This is a genomic window from Paraburkholderia sp. BR10141, assembly GCF_056155635.1.
Genome location: NZ_JBMIQH010000016.1, coordinates 131,953 through 146,923, shown reverse-complemented (window position 1 = coordinate 146,923; position 14,971 = coordinate 131,953). Strand labels below are relative to the sequence as shown.

Below are 14,971 nucleotides of genomic sequence, written 5' to 3'. Positions count from 1 at the left end.
GATTGAACCCGGCTACCTGAACTAGCCCGCGAAATCCTGCCCCGCCGGAAAGCGGCGGGGTTTCGCCGGCGCATCGTGCAGCGCGCGGTCGGCGCTCGTGCCGGGCTCGGGCAGGCGGATCGTGAAGGTGGTGTACACGTGCGGCTCGGACTCGCAGGCGATCGTGCCGCCCAGCGCCTCCGCCACGCGGCGGCAGAATGTGAGGCCCATGCCGGCCCCGCGCCCGTGCGCCTTGGTCGAATAAAACGGATCGAACACGCGCGGCAGGATATCGGCGGGAATGCCGCAACCGTTGTCGGTAAAGCGCAGCACGCAAAAGCCCGCTTCGCTCGTTGCACTGATCTCCACGCGGCCCACGTAATCGCTCACCCTGTCGCTTCGTTCGGCCATTTCCGCGTGAATCGCGAACAGCGCGTTCTTGAGCAGATTGAACAGCACGAACACGACGAGCGAATCCGAGCCCGAGAAACTCAGTTGTGCGTCGATGGGTGCCACCTCGACCATGTCGCGCTCGCCAGTGCGGAATGGAAAGCGCTCGAGCGCCGCATTCACGCAGGAGCGCACCGGGTAGGTCTCGAAGCTGCGGCGGTCGAGCCGGTCGAGCGTGAACGAAGCCAGCGACATTTCGACCACGGTGCTCGTGCTGTCCACCTGGCGGCGTATCGAGGTGGCGAGCGAGGAAAGGCGCTCCGACTGACCGGGGTAGAGTCCGTCCACGCACAACTGGTGCTGCACGGCCAGCTGATAACCGCGCATGAGTTCGGGCAACACGTTGCCGATTTCCTCCGCATGCATACCGATGGCCGCGAGCGGCGTGGCGACTTCGTGCGCCACCGTAGCCGCGATGAGGTACGGGCGCATGAGGCCGAAACGCACGATCGTGACCGCGAGAATGCCAAGGCTGATCGCGATGAACACCGCGCCCACGGGATAGAACGCGAGCCCGTAATTGACGGCGTAATCGGTGGCGGCGAGTGTGTACAGGCCGAGACTCACGAAGCACAGGTCGAGCAGCTTGCGGCGATCGTGCGCGTGCGTCTGACCGCGCGCGGCGTACAGCAGCCAGGCGCTGCGGCACGCGAGCAGCACGGTCTGCGCCACGTGCACGGGATGCAGCATGCCCGCCTTCGGATACTTGCCGAAGAAGAACGTGCCGTAGCCGTCCACGACGGAATCGCTCAACAGCAGCAGCGCCGCGAGCAGCACGCTGAGCAGATACGAGGCGATGAGGAGCGGGCGTTCGCCGCGCCGGGCGCTCACTTCCGTCACGAAGTGATAGAACGTGGTAGGCAGAAAGAGGATGAAAAAGTATCCGACCTTTACGAGCACGCCGGACAGTTCGGGGTCGGACGTCTGGAACAGAAAGGCCCAGGTGCCCTGCCAGAAGAACGTGGTCGCGCACATCAGGGCGAACGGCACCGAGAGGCGCGTGAAGCCCTCGGTCAGGAGCACGTAGACGCCGAATCCGAGAAATAACGCGGACACGAACGCTGGCAGGATCGAGTACATAGTCTGTCGCGTGGGTTCTTGTTCTTACCGACCTGGTTGGCGCGGCGCGTTCCCTGCAGCGTTCCCCGTGCGCCCAATGTGCGATTCGCGGGCCGGATCTCGCCGCCCGATGCAAGGCGCATGAAATGCGCGCCGATCGAATCGATTTTGCCGATTATCGCCGCTAATCCCGGATTGCGGCGAAATTTTGCCGCTATCGGCACCGCCGCTATGCGCCGCGAATCCGCGATGGCCCAATTTCGGTCGAATTGGCAGAAAACCACGGCATCCGTCGATTGAGGACAACCCTGGCGCCGCCCAGAATAGCGCTCATCACCCACCCCGACGGAGCATCCAGATGACCCCGACCCTCGCCGATATCGCCATCCCCGACAGCAAGCTCGCCCGCGAAATCACCGAACTCGTGCGCGACACCGAATCGCCGCTGCTGTTCCATCATTCGAGCCGCGTCTATTACTTCGGCGCGCTGGCCGGCCGCCGGCTCGGCCTGAAGTTCGATCGCGAACTGCTGTACGCCGGCGCAATGTTTCATGACATGGGCCTCACGCACGCGCACAGCAGCGAGCACGAACGCTTCGAAGTAGACGGCGCGAATGCCGCGCGCGACTTCCTGCGCGGCCACGGCATCTCGCAGCAGGACATCGACCTCGTGTGGACCGCCATCGCGCTGCATACGACGCCGGGCATCCCGCAGCACATGCATCCGGTGATCGCGCTCGTGACGGCAGGCGTCGAAATGGACGTGCTCGGCATTGCCTACGACCGCTTCAGCGACACCGAACGCGAGGCCGTGGTGCACGCGCACCCGCGCAGCGAACACTTCAAGGAGGACATCATCCAGACCTTCTATAACGGCATCAAGCACAAGCCCGCCACGACGTTCGGCAACGTCAAGGCCGACGTGCTCGCCGACAAGGACCCTCACTTCCATGCCGGCAACTTCTGCAGCGTGATCCGCCATTCGGCCTGGCGCGGTTGACTGACACCCGGAGCGATCCGGGACGTCTGAGGCGGCATGCGGCGCGGTTCTGACAGGCGATGCTATGCTCATCGCGATGTCCGCAAACGCGCTGCCGGGCCACGCTGCAATGCAATGCGATGCGCGCGCGTCCAGTCACAGTCCCCCGAGGGCTTCATGCAGCACACGCCAGGCCGCACGCGGCCGCACGGCTTCTCCAGCATAGTCATGAAACGCCCGCATCTCGTGGTGACGGTGTGCTTTCTTGCGGCCATGGCGCTGGTGAGCGGCGTCGGCCTGCGCCAGCTCTACCAGATGACGCGCTACGACCTCCATAGCCGCCAGCGCGACCTGGAGGTGCGCGCCGTAGGCGTGGACGCGCTGATTTCCGCAGAGCGCCGGCGCCTGCTGTTCCTGCGCGACTATGCGGAACATCTGCTCGCTTCGCCGGGCCAGCAGCGCGCCGGCTTGCAGAATCCGAAGGTGCAGGCCGCGCTGCGCGACAGCGGCCAGCCGCAATGGGAGGCTCCCGGCGCGATGGACGGACCGCGCGTTTTCGGCACCAATGCGCAAGGGCTCGCGGGAATCGAGGGGTTTGACCGCGACGCCGCCGCACTGCCCGCCGACATCGTGCTCGCGCGCTCGATCAGCCCGCTCCTCGCGATCAGCCAGCACGCCGACGCGGTGCAAAGCACGGTCGCGTACATCTCGGCCAACGGCCTGTACGTGCTCTCGCCCGAGCGCCCGGACGCGCACGCGCCCGACCTGTTGCGGCGCTTCAGCACCATGCCCTACTACCGCCTGCATGCCACCGGACAGAATGCGGGACGCGACATCGTCTGGACTCCGATCTATACGGAATCGAAAAAAGGCGAGGCGATCGCCACGCTCAGCGCGCCCGTCTACACGAACGGACAGTTTCGCGGGGCGGTGGTGATGGACGTCGCACCCTCGCGCCTGCTCGCGCTTCAGCTCGCCACCTCGAACCTGACCGACGACGAGGCGCCTGCCGAGTTCGGCCTGCTGAACAGTAACGGCGACCTTGTCTACTTCGTCAATGGCGAGATCACGGCGCAGCGTCCCGCGCGCTTCGATCCGTATCTGCTCGACGTCGCGCGAGCGTCGGCGGCGGCCTGGTTAAAGCGCGGCAAGGGCTACGCCGTGCACTCGGGCCGGTATCTGCTGTTCCAGCACGTGGGCGATACGCACTGGATCCTGCTCACGGACACGGACGACTCAGAACTCACGCTCGCAGCAGCGCGCCGCGTGTTCAACAGCCCGCTGATCGTCGCCTGGCTGGCGATCGCGGTGCTGCTCGTCGGCACGCTGCGCATCGTCAAGCACATATTCGGCCAGTACGTCGAAGCGAGTACGCGGCTTGAAACGCTCGCGCGCAGCGATCCGCTCACCGGCCTCGCGAACCGCCGGCGCTTCCAGGAAGTATTCGACGAAACACTGGAACGCGCCGCCCGCGAGGGCGCTGAAGCGGCGGCGCCCGCCGTGGCGATGCTGATGCTCGATATCGACTACTTCAAGCGCGTGAACGACCGCTTCGGCCACGCGGCCGGCGACCGCGTGCTGGTGATCTTCGCGGACATCCTGCGCAACAACCTGCGCAGCGCGGAAATGCCTGCGCGCGTGGGCGGCGAGGAATTCGCGGCGCTGCTTCCCGGCGCCGATCTCACGGCGGCCGCGAGCGTTGCCGAGCGCATCCGCCGGGCGGTCGAAGCGCACGCGGCAGACTCGGCGCATGGCGCCAGTGTGCCGGGCGAAGCCGTGAACCCGGATGCGATTGCGTTCACCGTCTCGATTGGGGTGGCGGCCAGTCCCGCCGACTGCGCCGCCCACTACGAAGCGCTCATGCAGGTCGCCGACCGGCGGCTCTATGCCGCGAAGACAGGCGGCCGCAATCGCGTCGTTGCAGAGGATTCCAGATCGATCGATCCAGCGCGTGCCTGACGTGCGTTTGCCGATCCCGGTGGCCGCATTCATGCGCCACGCATGAGCCGGAACCCCGTCGGCCACTGCGATTGCGCTTGCGCGCCGGACAGCAGCGCGTCGCCGCCAGCGGAAAGACGCTACCATCGGCAGCGGCGATCGACGAAGGCCGCGCGTCGCCTTCGTCCGCGACGCCGGAGCCCGACCGTACGCCATGAGCAGCCGACTCACCGCCCTGACGACCTATTGTGTCGTGGCGTTCGCCGTCCTGGCAACGCTCACGGCGGCAGTGTATGCGTCGGACGCCGTCAACGAACGCCAGCAGCGCCAACAGGTGGACGTCTTTTCGAATCGCGCGCTGCTGCGCGCCGAACTGGTCACCTCCGAAGCCGACTCCGCGCTGCGCCAGCTCATGTCGTACCCCGACACGCCGTGCACAAACGACCACATGCAGCGCCTGCGGCAGGTCGAGGAGCAGTTTCGATACATTCGCGAAGTCGCCTCGACCCATGACATGCGGCTGCGCTGCAGTTCGCTGCACGGCGCTGTCGACATCGCGTTGCCGCCGCCCGAATGGACCTATGCAGGCGGCTTCACCGCCTGGCATACCGAAGTCGGCAAGCGCGGCAACGAGCGGCAGATGCTCAACGTGCGCCTGGGCAACCACGTCGTGGTGATCGATCCGCGCTTCTACCTCGACATCGTGCCGCTCGACGACACCATCAAGCTCACCGTGCTCGAAACGCAGCACGGCGCCGTGATTTCAAGCTGGCCGCACACGGACGACGCCCTCGTACGCGCCGCGCTCCAGCGCACCGGCAGCCCGTATTTCGAAGGCCGCTATTACGTCGTCGAGCGCTCGAGCCGTTATCCCATTGCGGTGGTCGCATACGAGCCCGAGGACCGCATGCGCCGCGACGTGCCGGCGCAGCTCAGAACGCTGCTACCGCCCGCGCTCGTCCTGAGTGCCATCGGCACGTGGCTCGTCCTGCGCTGGCGCCGCACGCTGCGCACGCCGCGCAACGCGATGCTGCAGGGCATCCGTCGGCGCCAGTTCGTGGCGTGGCTGCAGCCGCTCGTCTCGCTGGAGAGCGGGCGCTGCGTCGGCGCCGAAGCGCTCGTGCGCTGGAAGCTCGAAGACGGCACCCTTGTGGCGCCCGACACGTTCATTCCGATGGCGGAGTCGCTCGATCTCATCGAGCCCATCACCGATCAGGTCATACGGTCCGTGTTCGAGGGCGTCGGCGCGATGCTCGCGCGTCGCCGCGATCTGCACGTCTCGCTCAATCTTGCCGGCAAGGATCTCGCCGGCACACGCGTGCTCCAAACCCTCAAGGCGAGCCTCGCGAAATATGGCGTGCGCCCCGAACAAATCTGGTTCGAAGCGATTGAGCGCACGCTCATGGATACGGCCAGCTCCGCACCCGTTCTCGAAGCGTTTCGCGCAGCCGGTCACCGCATCTTCATCGACGATTTCGGCACGGGATATTCGAGTCTCTCGTATCTGCAGGCATTGCCCGTGGATGGCATCAAGATCGACCGCTCGTTCCTCCTCTCGCTGGCGAGCGGCGAGGAAATGAACAAGATCGTGCCGCACATCATCGAAATGGCGCGCAGCCTCGACCTGCTGATGGTCGCCGAGGGGGTGGAAACCGAGGCGCAAGCGCAATATCTGCGCGAGCGCGGCGTGCAGTTCGCGCAGGGCTGGCTCTATGCGAAGGCCATGCCCGCCGACGAATTCCTGCGCTACCTGGAGCGTGAAGCGGCGCGCACGCGCGAGACGTGAGCGTGGCGCACGCTCAGGCGAACTGACCCGGCGACGCGGCGTGCGGCACCTCGCCAGGCGAATGCGGGAGTGCCACGCCGCCGCACCGTGCCGCAGCCGCCTTGCTGAGCACGGCGCTGTCGTAGCCACGGCCGGCAAAACGCACGACGTCGACGAGAATGAAGCCTTGTGCGCGATAGAACGCGATGAGGTGGTCGGCTGGAAACGGCGTGTCGAGCGCGAGCTGCGTGTAGCCGCGCGCAGCCGCCCAACGCCCCGCGAAAGCAAGCAGCGCGCGGCCGATACCGCGGCTTTGCCATTTTGGCTCGATGCCGAACTGATGGACCGAAGCCACACTGCGCTGGCGATAATGTTCGCACTGCGAATGGCTATCGTGACCTTCCACCGTGAGCGTGCCGATGATCCTGCCATTGCAGACAGCGACGAAACAATCTCCAGCCAGCGCGCGTTCACGCGTGAGGCTCGCCGCCTGATCGGCACATGAGCAGTGCAATCCGAGCGACGCGAGCCGCGAAAACGCGCGATGCAGCAGACGCGTCAGCGCTTCCCATGAGTCGTGGCGTGGATCGAAGCGCCTCAGCACGAGGCGGCCGAGGCCGGGCTGCACGGAGGTGATCTGCTCTTGCGGGCGCTGGCTTGCACGCGAGATCGACATGGCGTCTCCAGTCGTTTCGATGCCCCCAGTCTAGGGTTGGCCCGTAAGGGCCACAAGAAAAAATCTCGTAAAAACCGGCGCGATGGTTGTGAATGCAGTGGTGCATGCGCGCTAGCCTTGCTCGGCCATACGCTCCACCACGGCGAGCACGATGCGTCGTGCCGAGTCGATATGCGCCACGGTCAAGGCGCGCGCGCCGCGTGCGTTGCGCGCGAGGCACGCTTCCAGGATGGCCTCGTGTTCGTGCTGAAACGAGGGGGTATCGGCAAGGAGCGTATTTTGCAGCCGCTCATAGCGCTCCACCTGCGCGCGCAGTTCGCGGATCGCCGCCAGCTGCCGTGTGTTGCCGCAGGCGCCGTAAATCAGTTCGTGAAACTCACGGTTGAGTTCGCCCTGCTTCTGCGTGGTGACTGCTTCGCCCAGCAGCCGGTGAACGAGTTCGGCGCGTGCAAGCGTTTCGTCGTCGATGCGCTTGACCCCGCGAAAGACCGCGTCGCCTTCGAGCAGCGCGCGCAGGCCGTAGATCTCCTCCACGTCCTGCACCGTGAGCATGCGCACGACCGCGCCGCGATTGCGGAAAATCTCGACGAGCCCCTCGCGCGCGAGCCGCTGGATCGCTTCGCGCAGCGGAATGCGGCTCACCTCGAAACGCTCCGCGAGATCGCGCTCGACAAGGCGCTCGCCGCTGCCCAGCTCACCGCTGACGATCAGGTCGCGCAACCCGGACGCAACCGCGTCCGCCGTGGAGTCGAATTTTGTTTCCATGCATGTCATGCCCGGTTAGTGCCCGGTTCGTTTTTGGGCCCGTTCGGCATAATGGTATACCAAAATGCCGAATGCGGTCATAATGGCGCATCCCCTTTTCGATCGAACGGAGAGTCAGCATGGCGCATGGCGAACACACCTATCGCGTTTCGGTGCAATGGACGGGCAATCGCGGCAGCGGCACCTCGGGTTATCGCGACTACGACCGCGATCACGTGATCCGCGCGAACGGCAAGCCGGACATTCCGGGCTCGTCGGATCCGGCCTTTCGCGGCGACGCTTCGCGCTGGAATCCGGAAGATCTGCTGGTGGCCTCGGCTTGCGCGTGCCACAAGCTCTGGTATCTGCACCTGTGCGCCGAGGCGGGCATCGCCGTGCTCGCCTACGAAGACGAGGCCGAAGGCACGATGGCCGATACGCCGCAGCGCGGCGCCTTCACGAAGATCGTGCTGCGCCCGCGCGTCACGATCCGCGCGAGCGACAACCGCAGCCTCGCCGAGCGGCTGCATCACGCAGCGCACGAGCAGTGCTATATCGCCAATTCGGTGAACTTCCCCATCGTGTGCGAGCCGGCCATCGAATTGGCTGCGTAACGCTCGCGAACGCCCCAGGCGGCTCGGTCCGACGTCCCGGCACTCCCGCGAGTGCCGGAAACAAAAGGGCTCGATCCCAAATTCCCGCTGCAACGTTCGTGAACGTCGTCACGACTGACTGCTCCCTCCGAAACAGCCCCATATAAATCGCATGCGAGTTAATCTTATACGCTTGACACAGGGAAATTTCTTGTCCATTATGTATCGCATGCGATTCGATCTTATGCGACGCATATGACCCAAACCTGAAATCCATCAAGGAGCGCAACATGGCAACGATCGACAAAGTGCTGTTCTCGGGCAACACCCACACCACCATCAATCACGACCCCGCGGCCCAACGCGGTGAATTCGGCGTCGTCGACCTCGAACTGTCGTCTTCGAGCGGCGAAACCCTCGACATCGTCGCGACCGAACCGCATCCGCGCGCCGAGCAGCTGTTCGCCGGCGCATGGTCGGCCTGCTACATCTCCGCGCTCGCCATCGCGGCCTCGCTGAAGAAGGTCGCCCTGCCGGAGGACGCTTCGGTCGACATTCAGGTCGATGTCGGCCAGACCGGCGCCGCCTGGTTCCTGGGCGCGCACTTCACGGTCACGCTGCCGGGCATCGAGCAAAACGTGGCCGAGGCCATCGCGCGCAGCGCCCATCAGATCTGCCCGTACTCGAAGGCCGTGCACGGCAACATCGACGTGAGCCTCACCGTCGTCACCGCATAACCGGCGAACGCAATCGCCTCCTTCACCCCATTTCACTGCAATTCACCTAGCGAGATCCGATCATGAAGACCCAATTCATCGCCAAGCTCCTCATCGCCCTTTCTGTCAGCGCAACCGCCCCCGCATTCGCCAGCGGCTACGGCCCGGCCCCGTCGTATCGGCCCGAAGTCGGCGCACCGGCATCGCAACGCGGCCAGAGCGTGCAAACGCTCGCCGCCGAGCGCGCCGAAAGCGGCACCGCAGCGACGGCTTACGGCGGCACGGCCGACGCCACCACGGGCGCGGGCAGCCGCGTCTCGATGGAGCGAAACAACCTCTTCGCCCACCATTGATTGCGCCACGGCGTCGTGGCTGTTTCGCCCGGCATCGCAATGGCGATGTGCGGCGGAACCGGTTTCGGCCTACGATATAATCGCAAGCGATTTATTCAAGTTTGCGAGCCATTGAGGCCCTTTGCCCGAAGAGGATGACCATGAAATCGACGGACCACCCGGCGCAGGGCGCCACGCCCGCGCCGCTCGCAGACTACCTTTGCTTCGCGGTCTACTCGACCAATCTGGCATTCGGCAAGGCATACAAGCCGATCCTGGACGAACTCGGGCTGACCTATCCGCAGTACATCGCGATCATCGCGCTCTGGGAGCAGGACAACCAGACGGTGAGCGGCTTGGGCGAGAAGCTCTTTCTCGAATCGAACACGCTGACGCCCATGCTGAAAAAGCTCGAAGCGATGGGGTATGTGCAGCGGCGGCGCGATCCGGAAGATGAGCGTCAGGTGCGTGTGAGCCTGACCGCGAGCGGCCGGAAGCTGCGCGAAAAGAGCCTGAAAATCGCGGATCTCACCGACGCGACCGGGCTGGGCCACGACGAATTCATGAAACTGCAAAGGGCGATCGTGAACCTGCGTGCCAATCTGATTCGTTCACTCGACACCGAATAGCCGTCGCAGCGACGCGCACAGTTTCCGCGCGCCGGCTTCGATAAGTAATAGTTAGGACTACAACCCATATCGCGGTTGGGGAAAGGCATGCGCACGTCCAATGCTTCCTGCGCGCCATTATCCAACGTCACCATCAGGAATTGATATGTCAAACGATCTTCATCCCACGCCCCTTTCGCGCCGGCGCTTCATCGGGGCCGCTGCCGTGACGCTTGCAGGCGCCGCAATGAGCCGGTTCGCCTTCGCGGAATCGAAGCCGTCGGCCGGCGGACTCACGCAGATTGCCGCCGGCGATCCGTCTTCGATTCGTCCGCTGCGCGTGCATGCGCCGGAAGCGGCGCTGACCGATCTGCGGCGCCGTATTGTCGCGACGCAATGGCCCGAGCGCGAAACGGTCGACGACGCCTCGCAAGGCGTGCAGCTCGCGACCATGCAACGGCTCGCCAGCTACTGGGCAGACGACTACGACTGGCGCAAGGTGGAGGCGAGGCTCAACTCGCTGCCGCAATACGTCACGGAAATCGACGGGCTCGATATTCACTTCATCCATGTGCGCTCGAAGCACGAGAACGCGCTGCCGATCGTCGTCACGCACGGCTGGCCCGGTTCGATCATCGAGCAGCTGAAAATCATCGAACCGTTGACCAATCCAACCGCGCATGGCGGGAGCGCATCCGATGCGTTCCATGTCGTCATTCCTTCTCTTCCGGGTTACGGTTTCTCGGGTAAGCCGACGAAAACCGGTTGGGACCCCCAGCGTGTCGCTCGCGCCTGGGTCGTGCTGATGGATCGGCTCGGCTACAAGCGCTACGCCGCGCAAGGGGGCGACTGGGGCAATGCCGTGACGGAGCAGTTGGCGCTGCTCAAGCCGGCAGGACTCGTGGGCATTCACACCAACATGCCAGCGACCGTGCCCGACGCTGTCGCCAAATCGCTCAAGGACGGCACGCCGCCCCCGGCCGGGCTCTCGCCGGAAGAGCAGCACGCGTACGACCAGCTCGATTACTTTTACAAGCATGGTCTGGACTACGCCCTCGAAATGGCGAACCGCCCGCAGACGCTCTACGCGATCCAGGATTCGCCAGTCGGCCTCGCCGCATGGATGCTCGACCACGACGCGAGCGGGCAGGCGATGATCGCGCGCGTGTTCGCAGGCCAGCCCGAAGGCCTGACGAAAGATGACGTGCTCGACAATGTGACGCTCTATTGGCTGACGAAGACGGCGGTTTCCTCCGCGCGCCTATATTGGGAAAACAAGCTCAACTTTTTCGCGCCCAAGCATGTGGAGCTGCCGGTTGGCGTGAGTGTCTTCCCGGACGAAATTTATGCCGCACCGAAGAGCTGGACGGAGCGCGCCTACCCCAGGCTGGTTCACTACAATCGCCTTCCGAAAGGCGGCCATTTCGCAGCATGGGAACAGCCTGCCGCGTTCACGGAAGAAGTTCGCGCGACCTTCAGAACGCTGCGTCAGCCGGCCTGACGAAATGCCGCAGGCGTGAGCTTTCGGGTGTCCGACGATTTTATCAAGGACTCCGAAGGCTCACATACCGGTGCCACCTGCATAGACCCCGAGCGCCGTCTGATGGCCTAACGCAACGGGCGCACCCATTCCCAAATACTGGACTGCGCGGGAACCAGCATCGCTCAAGCGGAAAAACGGCGCAAATTCCAGTGCTTTTCCACGAATAGAAGATCGCGCACCTCGCGGACAATGCCGGTCATAGCCCGATTTGCGGCTATTTCAAACGTGCGCCGACCGGCGCAAGTCAAACTTCGACGTCAAAAAAAGAAAGGTGATTGTTGTGTTTGCCCGGATATTCCTGCTGTGGATGGCGTCGCTGATGCTGGTGCAAGTCGGTTTTCGATATCTCGATGCAGAGTCGCTGCTCGATTTCGGCGACACGGCATTCGGACCGGCTTCCGCGACGCAGGTCGCCCAGCAGCAGGACGCCGAACTGGAACTGGAACTGGCCGCACAAGGTGCGAGCGTCCGTGGGATCGCGCCGCTAGTGTCGATCAAACCGGACATCGTCAATCTCGGCGCCGAGGTAACGCCTCATCTGCGCGATGCCATCTGGGCGCCGCATGCCGGGACGGCGTCGAACGCCTCCTATCTGCGCGAAGCCTGTTCGTCTGGCTTCACGCGCCTGAAGATGGCCGCCCGCTGGTTCGATGCGCGATTCGCGGCGCTCATGCTGGCGCTCGGGGTGTTGCTGTTCGCGCTGCGCGCCTGGTGGCTGCGGACGGTGCGCCACGATCTGCTCGCCATGATCGCCACCCTGCGCGCCGCGACGAGCGCAAGCGCCCCGGCACCCGCGCTCGCGCTCGTGGACTGCCCGCGCAAGCTGCATGGGCTTGCCCGCGCGATCGGCGATCTGTTGTGCCGCCGCACCGGCGCAGTCGAAGACCAGTCGGCTACCTTCGCCGCTTTCCTGCGGCAGACTGAATCGCGAGTGGCGCGGTTGCGCGCCTATACGATGAACGTCACGCGCTGGAGCTTGCGCGTGGCCCTCGTCGAGGACATCGATCTCTTCCAGGATCTCGCGCGGCAGTTCGTCGACACGGCCGGCCAGGGCGGCGTGAATCATGCGCCCGTGACCGTGGACGCGTATCTGAAGGACCGCTTCGTCTATGGCGCGAACGCGGACGCGAGCATCGTGCTGCGACTGGACGCCGGCGAGGCGTTTGCGCTGCCGCGCTCCGCGCTCGTGCGCCTCGTCGACAATCTCGTGGGCAACGCGCACGCGCACGGCAAACCGCCCATCGAGATCTGCACGGCGCGCGGGCCGCGCTCGTGGACCTTGAGCGTGCGGGACCACGGCGAAGGCGTAGCGGCGAGTCTGCCCGAGGGCGGCGCGCCGGCGTCGCCGTTGCCCGCCTCGCGCGCGGCGAGCCTTCGCCTCGACTCGCATTGGGGCATGGGCCTGTCGATCGTCCGGCGCCTCGCGCGCCTGTGCAACGCGAAGCTCAAGATCGGCAATCATCCCGAGGGCGGACTCTGGGTGCGCGTGATCGTGCCGATGGGCAAAGCGCGGCACGCCTGACGCGACACCCTCCCCTCAAGCCCCCAGCAGCACGCCGCTGCGTATCGGACGCGTGCCCGTCACGCGACCGAGCGGCGCGCCGGCCGTGACGAAGCGAATCGCCCTGCGCATATAGAAAACGCCTTCCGCGGTGCTCTTCACCGTCGTCGTTGCCCCCGTCATCGGATCGACGATATCGAAGAGCGGGTCGTTTTCGCGGATCCAGTCGCCGATTTTCGCGCGATGCACGAGAATACCGCTGCACGGCGCATAGCATTGCGCGCTGCCGGCGAGCGGCGTGGCCGGCATCAGCAGCTCCGGCAGCGGCTTCACGTCGCCGCCGGTGAGCGCACCGCGCCAGCGCAGATAGTCGATCAGCGCGTCGGCGTCCTGCTGCGCGGTTCCCCACGACACGTCGCGCTGGCCGCGGCACTCGATCGTCACCGCGGTGGGTCCGGCGGGCACGGGCTGCGTGGCCGGCATCTGTTGACGCAGTTGCCACCACAGCAGGCTATGCGCCTCGTCGAACGCCTGCGCGCCCGAGTCGGTGGCGAGCAGTTGCGCGCGCGAGCCGAGGTAGCGGGCCAGCGGCTCGACATCGGGCCAGCCGGCCTCGCTCGTGTACACGTGCATGACCGCCTCGAGCGAGCAATGCAGGTCGATGATGAGATCGGCGTCGTGCGAGAGCCGCAGCAGCGCCAACTGGAGCGAATCGAATTCCGTGAGCGGCTCTTGCGCGTCGAGCGCTTCGCGCATCAGTTGCCGGATCAGCTCGCGGTTGCGGTCGACGTCCGCGCCGAGCGTCTCCTTTGCGCGCGCGAGCAGCTTTGGAAACGCGTGGAAATGGCGGTTGAAGTTCCTGCCGCTCGCGAGATCGAACCGGCCGATGAACTGGCCGAGCACGTGCTGGTTCAGGCCCACGGGATTGGCGAGCGGCACGAGCACCACCTGCGCGGCGAGCGCGCCTTGCGCCTCGAGTTCCGCCAGTTGCGTGCGCAACAGCACGGCCGTCAGCATGGCGGGCGTTTCGTCGGCGTGCAGCGACGCCTGGATATAGACCCTCTGGGATGCGTCGGCGGGGCCGAAATGGAAGCTGGTCAGTTCGCGGTGCGTGCCCGGCGTGGCGCTCAGGAGCGGAGTCGATTGCTGGTTCATGTATTCAATGCGGTTTCAAAAATGTGTGCAGCGGCTCAGTTGCCGCTCAGTTTCCGTACGGATCGAAGTCGAAATAGCGATGCGCGATCTGCGCGTAGGTGCCGTCCTTGAGCATGGACGCAATCGCGTCGTTCATCTGCGCCTGCAGCGCCGCTTCGTCCTTGCGCATGCCGATGCCCGTGCCGCGGTCGCCCATCGAAATCGGGCCGCCGGCAAACGCGAAACCGTTGCCCTGCGGCGTGCGCAGGAAGCCGTAGTCGGCTTCGACGTAGCCCAGCAGCGCGGCGTCGAGCCGCCCGTTGACGAGGTCGGCGAACACTTCGTCCTGGCTCTTGTAGGTGACGACGTGCACGCCCGCCGGCGCCCAGTTCGCGAGCGCATAGGTCTCGAACTGCGTGCCCGCCTGCACCCCGACCGACCTGCCGGCCAGCGACTGCGCGGTGGCGCCGAACGGGGCGCCCTTGCGTGCGACGAGCCGCGACTTGAACTGGAACAGCTTCGATGTGAAGAGAATTTGCTGCTCGCGCTTCGCGGTGATCGCCATCGACGACATGATCGCGTCGATCTTGCGCGCCTGCAGCGCCGGGATCATGCCCGAGAACTCCAGCTCGACCCACTGGCAACGCACGTGAATCCGGCGGCAGATCTCGTTGCCGAGATCGACGTCGAAGCCTTTGAGCGAGCCGTCGGGCGCCTTGGCGTCCATGGGCGGATAGGTCGGATCGATGCCGAGGCGCACGATGTCGCCCTCGCGCGCAAAGGCATTGCTGCTCAGGGCCAGCGCGAGCGAAAGAAGGATCGACGGGATTTTTTTCATGATGAGCGATCAGTGAACGTGGGGGTCTCCTGCCGACCGATGGTAGGACGACGCTGCGTTCGGGAAAAGCTCGAATTCGTCTATCATGATCACACATACCGATCACAGCCAGTCGT

Annotated in this window: 15 protein-coding genes; 10 read left to right on the top strand and 5 right to left on the bottom strand. The window is 65.1% G+C overall.

What is annotated here, in order from left to right; all coding sequences use genetic code 11:
- Positions 1–21 precede the first annotated feature (21 nt).
- Complete coding sequence (locus ACOJB8_RS22445) at positions 22–1,509, bottom strand: sensor histidine kinase (protein ID WP_368602402.1); 1,488 nt, start codon at positions 1,507–1,509, stop codon at positions 22–24.
- Between the two features lie 120 nt (positions 1,510–1,629).
- On the opposite strand from ACOJB8_RS22445, the gene ACOJB8_RS22440 reads away from it, so the two are divergent.
- The 4 genes from ACOJB8_RS22440 to ACOJB8_RS22425 all read left to right on the top strand — a co-directional run bounded on the left by ACOJB8_RS22440 (position 1,630) and on the right by ACOJB8_RS22425 (position 6,191).
- Positions 1,630–1,788 carry a hypothetical protein gene (locus ACOJB8_RS22440; protein WP_475014265.1) on the top strand — a complete coding sequence of 53 codons (159 nt, stop codon included), beginning with the start codon at positions 1,630–1,632 and terminating at the stop codon, positions 1,786–1,788.
- Between the two features lie 58 nt (positions 1,789–1,846).
- Positions 1,847–2,488: an HD domain-containing protein gene (locus ACOJB8_RS22435; protein ID WP_475014263.1), complete on the top strand. Its 642-nt coding sequence runs from the start codon at positions 1,847–1,849 to the stop codon at positions 2,486–2,488.
- Positions 2,489–2,695: 207 nt separating this feature from the next.
- On the top strand, positions 2,696–4,426 hold the full coding sequence (locus tag ACOJB8_RS22430) for a diguanylate cyclase (RefSeq protein ID WP_475014261.1): 1,731 nt from the start codon (positions 2,696–2,698) through the stop codon (positions 4,424–4,426).
- 193 nt (positions 4,427–4,619) lie between these two features.
- Positions 4,620–6,191, top strand: coding sequence for an EAL domain-containing protein (locus ACOJB8_RS22425; protein WP_342949017.1), 1,572 nt, complete (start codon positions 4,620–4,622; stop codon positions 6,189–6,191).
- 13 nt (positions 6,192–6,204) lie between these two features.
- On the opposite strand, the gene ACOJB8_RS22420 is transcribed toward ACOJB8_RS22425, so the two are convergent.
- Together ACOJB8_RS22420 and ACOJB8_RS22415 are read right to left on the bottom strand one after the other, a co-directional pair.
- Positions 6,205–6,846, bottom strand: a complete 642-nt coding sequence (locus tag ACOJB8_RS22420; protein WP_475014259.1) for a GNAT family N-acetyltransferase — start codon at positions 6,844–6,846, stop codon at positions 6,205–6,207.
- Positions 6,847–6,957: 111 nt separating this feature from the next.
- Complete coding sequence (locus ACOJB8_RS22415; protein ID WP_368683422.1) at positions 6,958–7,611, bottom strand: GntR family transcriptional regulator; 654 nt, start codon at positions 7,609–7,611, stop codon at positions 6,958–6,960.
- 119 nt (positions 7,612–7,730) lie between these two features.
- On the opposite strand from ACOJB8_RS22415, the gene ACOJB8_RS22410 reads away from it, so the two are divergent.
- The 6 genes from ACOJB8_RS22410 to ACOJB8_RS22385 all read left to right on the top strand — a co-directional run bounded on the left by ACOJB8_RS22410 (position 7,731) and on the right by ACOJB8_RS22385 (position 12,904).
- Complete coding sequence (locus ACOJB8_RS22410) at positions 7,731–8,204, top strand: OsmC family protein (protein ID WP_266229397.1); 474 nt, start codon at positions 7,731–7,733, stop codon at positions 8,202–8,204.
- A 269-nt stretch (positions 8,205–8,473) separates the two neighbouring features.
- Complete coding sequence (locus ACOJB8_RS22405) at positions 8,474–8,920, top strand: Ohr family peroxiredoxin (RefSeq protein WP_368707444.1); 447 nt, start codon at positions 8,474–8,476, stop codon at positions 8,918–8,920.
- A gap of 62 nt (positions 8,921–8,982) precedes the next feature.
- Positions 8,983–9,252 carry a hypothetical protein gene (locus ACOJB8_RS22400; protein WP_475014257.1) on the top strand — a complete coding sequence of 90 codons (270 nt, stop codon included), beginning with the start codon at positions 8,983–8,985 and terminating at the stop codon, positions 9,250–9,252.
- A gap of 140 nt (positions 9,253–9,392) precedes the next feature.
- The gene (locus tag ACOJB8_RS22395) at positions 9,393–9,860 is read left to right on the top strand and encodes a MarR family winged helix-turn-helix transcriptional regulator (RefSeq protein ID WP_028202370.1); all 468 of its coding nucleotides are present in this window, start codon (positions 9,393–9,395) and stop codon (positions 9,858–9,860) included.
- Positions 9,861–10,005: 145 nt separating this feature from the next.
- Positions 10,006–11,340, top strand: coding sequence for an epoxide hydrolase family protein (locus ACOJB8_RS22390; protein WP_475014255.1), 1,335 nt, complete (start codon positions 10,006–10,008; stop codon positions 11,338–11,340).
- Positions 11,341–11,662: 322 nt separating this feature from the next.
- Positions 11,663–12,904, top strand: a complete 1,242-nt coding sequence (locus ACOJB8_RS22385; RefSeq protein WP_475014253.1) for a sensor histidine kinase — start codon at positions 11,663–11,665, stop codon at positions 12,902–12,904.
- A 15-nt stretch (positions 12,905–12,919) separates the two neighbouring features.
- On the opposite strand, the gene ACOJB8_RS22380 is transcribed toward ACOJB8_RS22385, so the two are convergent.
- The gene (locus tag ACOJB8_RS22380) at positions 12,920–14,038 is read right to left on the bottom strand and encodes a succinylglutamate desuccinylase/aspartoacylase family protein (RefSeq protein ID WP_475014251.1); all 1,119 of its coding nucleotides are present in this window, start codon (positions 14,036–14,038) and stop codon (positions 12,920–12,922) included.
- Positions 14,039–14,084: 46 nt separating this feature from the next.
- Positions 14,085–14,855, bottom strand: a complete 771-nt coding sequence (locus tag ACOJB8_RS22375) for a transporter substrate-binding domain-containing protein (RefSeq protein WP_475014249.1) — start codon at positions 14,853–14,855, stop codon at positions 14,085–14,087.
- Between the last annotated feature and the right edge of the window lie 116 nt (positions 14,856–14,971).

Coding starts and splice junctions, on each gene's coding strand:
- ACOJB8_RS22445 (WP_368602402.1), bottom strand. CDS start 1,509: ATGTACTCGATCCTGCCAGCGTTCGTGTCCGCGTTATTTCTCGGATTC.
- ACOJB8_RS22440 (WP_475014265.1), top strand. CDS start 1,630: ATGAAATGCGCGCCGATCGAATCGATTTTGCCGATTATCGCCGCTAAT.
- ACOJB8_RS22435 (WP_475014263.1), top strand. CDS start 1,847: ATGACCCCGACCCTCGCCGATATCGCCATCCCCGACAGCAAGCTCGCC.
- ACOJB8_RS22430 (WP_475014261.1), top strand. CDS start 2,696: ATGAAACGCCCGCATCTCGTGGTGACGGTGTGCTTTCTTGCGGCCATG.
- ACOJB8_RS22425 (WP_342949017.1), top strand. CDS start 4,620: ATGAGCAGCCGACTCACCGCCCTGACGACCTATTGTGTCGTGGCGTTC.
- ACOJB8_RS22420 (WP_475014259.1), bottom strand. CDS start 6,846: ATGTCGATCTCGCGTGCAAGCCAGCGCCCGCAAGAGCAGATCACCTCC.
- ACOJB8_RS22415 (WP_368683422.1), bottom strand. CDS start 7,611: ATGGAAACAAAATTCGACTCCACGGCGGACGCGGTTGCGTCCGGGTTG.
- ACOJB8_RS22410 (WP_266229397.1), top strand. CDS start 7,731: ATGGCGCATGGCGAACACACCTATCGCGTTTCGGTGCAATGGACGGGC.
- ACOJB8_RS22405 (WP_368707444.1), top strand. CDS start 8,474: ATGGCAACGATCGACAAAGTGCTGTTCTCGGGCAACACCCACACCACC.
- ACOJB8_RS22400 (WP_475014257.1), top strand. CDS start 8,983: ATGAAGACCCAATTCATCGCCAAGCTCCTCATCGCCCTTTCTGTCAGC.
- ACOJB8_RS22395 (WP_028202370.1), top strand. CDS start 9,393: ATGAAATCGACGGACCACCCGGCGCAGGGCGCCACGCCCGCGCCGCTC.
- ACOJB8_RS22390 (WP_475014255.1), top strand. CDS start 10,006: ATGTCAAACGATCTTCATCCCACGCCCCTTTCGCGCCGGCGCTTCATC.
- ACOJB8_RS22380 (WP_475014251.1), bottom strand. CDS start 14,038: ATGAACCAGCAATCGACTCCGCTCCTGAGCGCCACGCCGGGCACGCAC.
- ACOJB8_RS22375 (WP_475014249.1), bottom strand. CDS start 14,855: ATGAAAAAAATCCCGTCGATCCTTCTTTCGCTCGCGCTGGCCCTGAGC.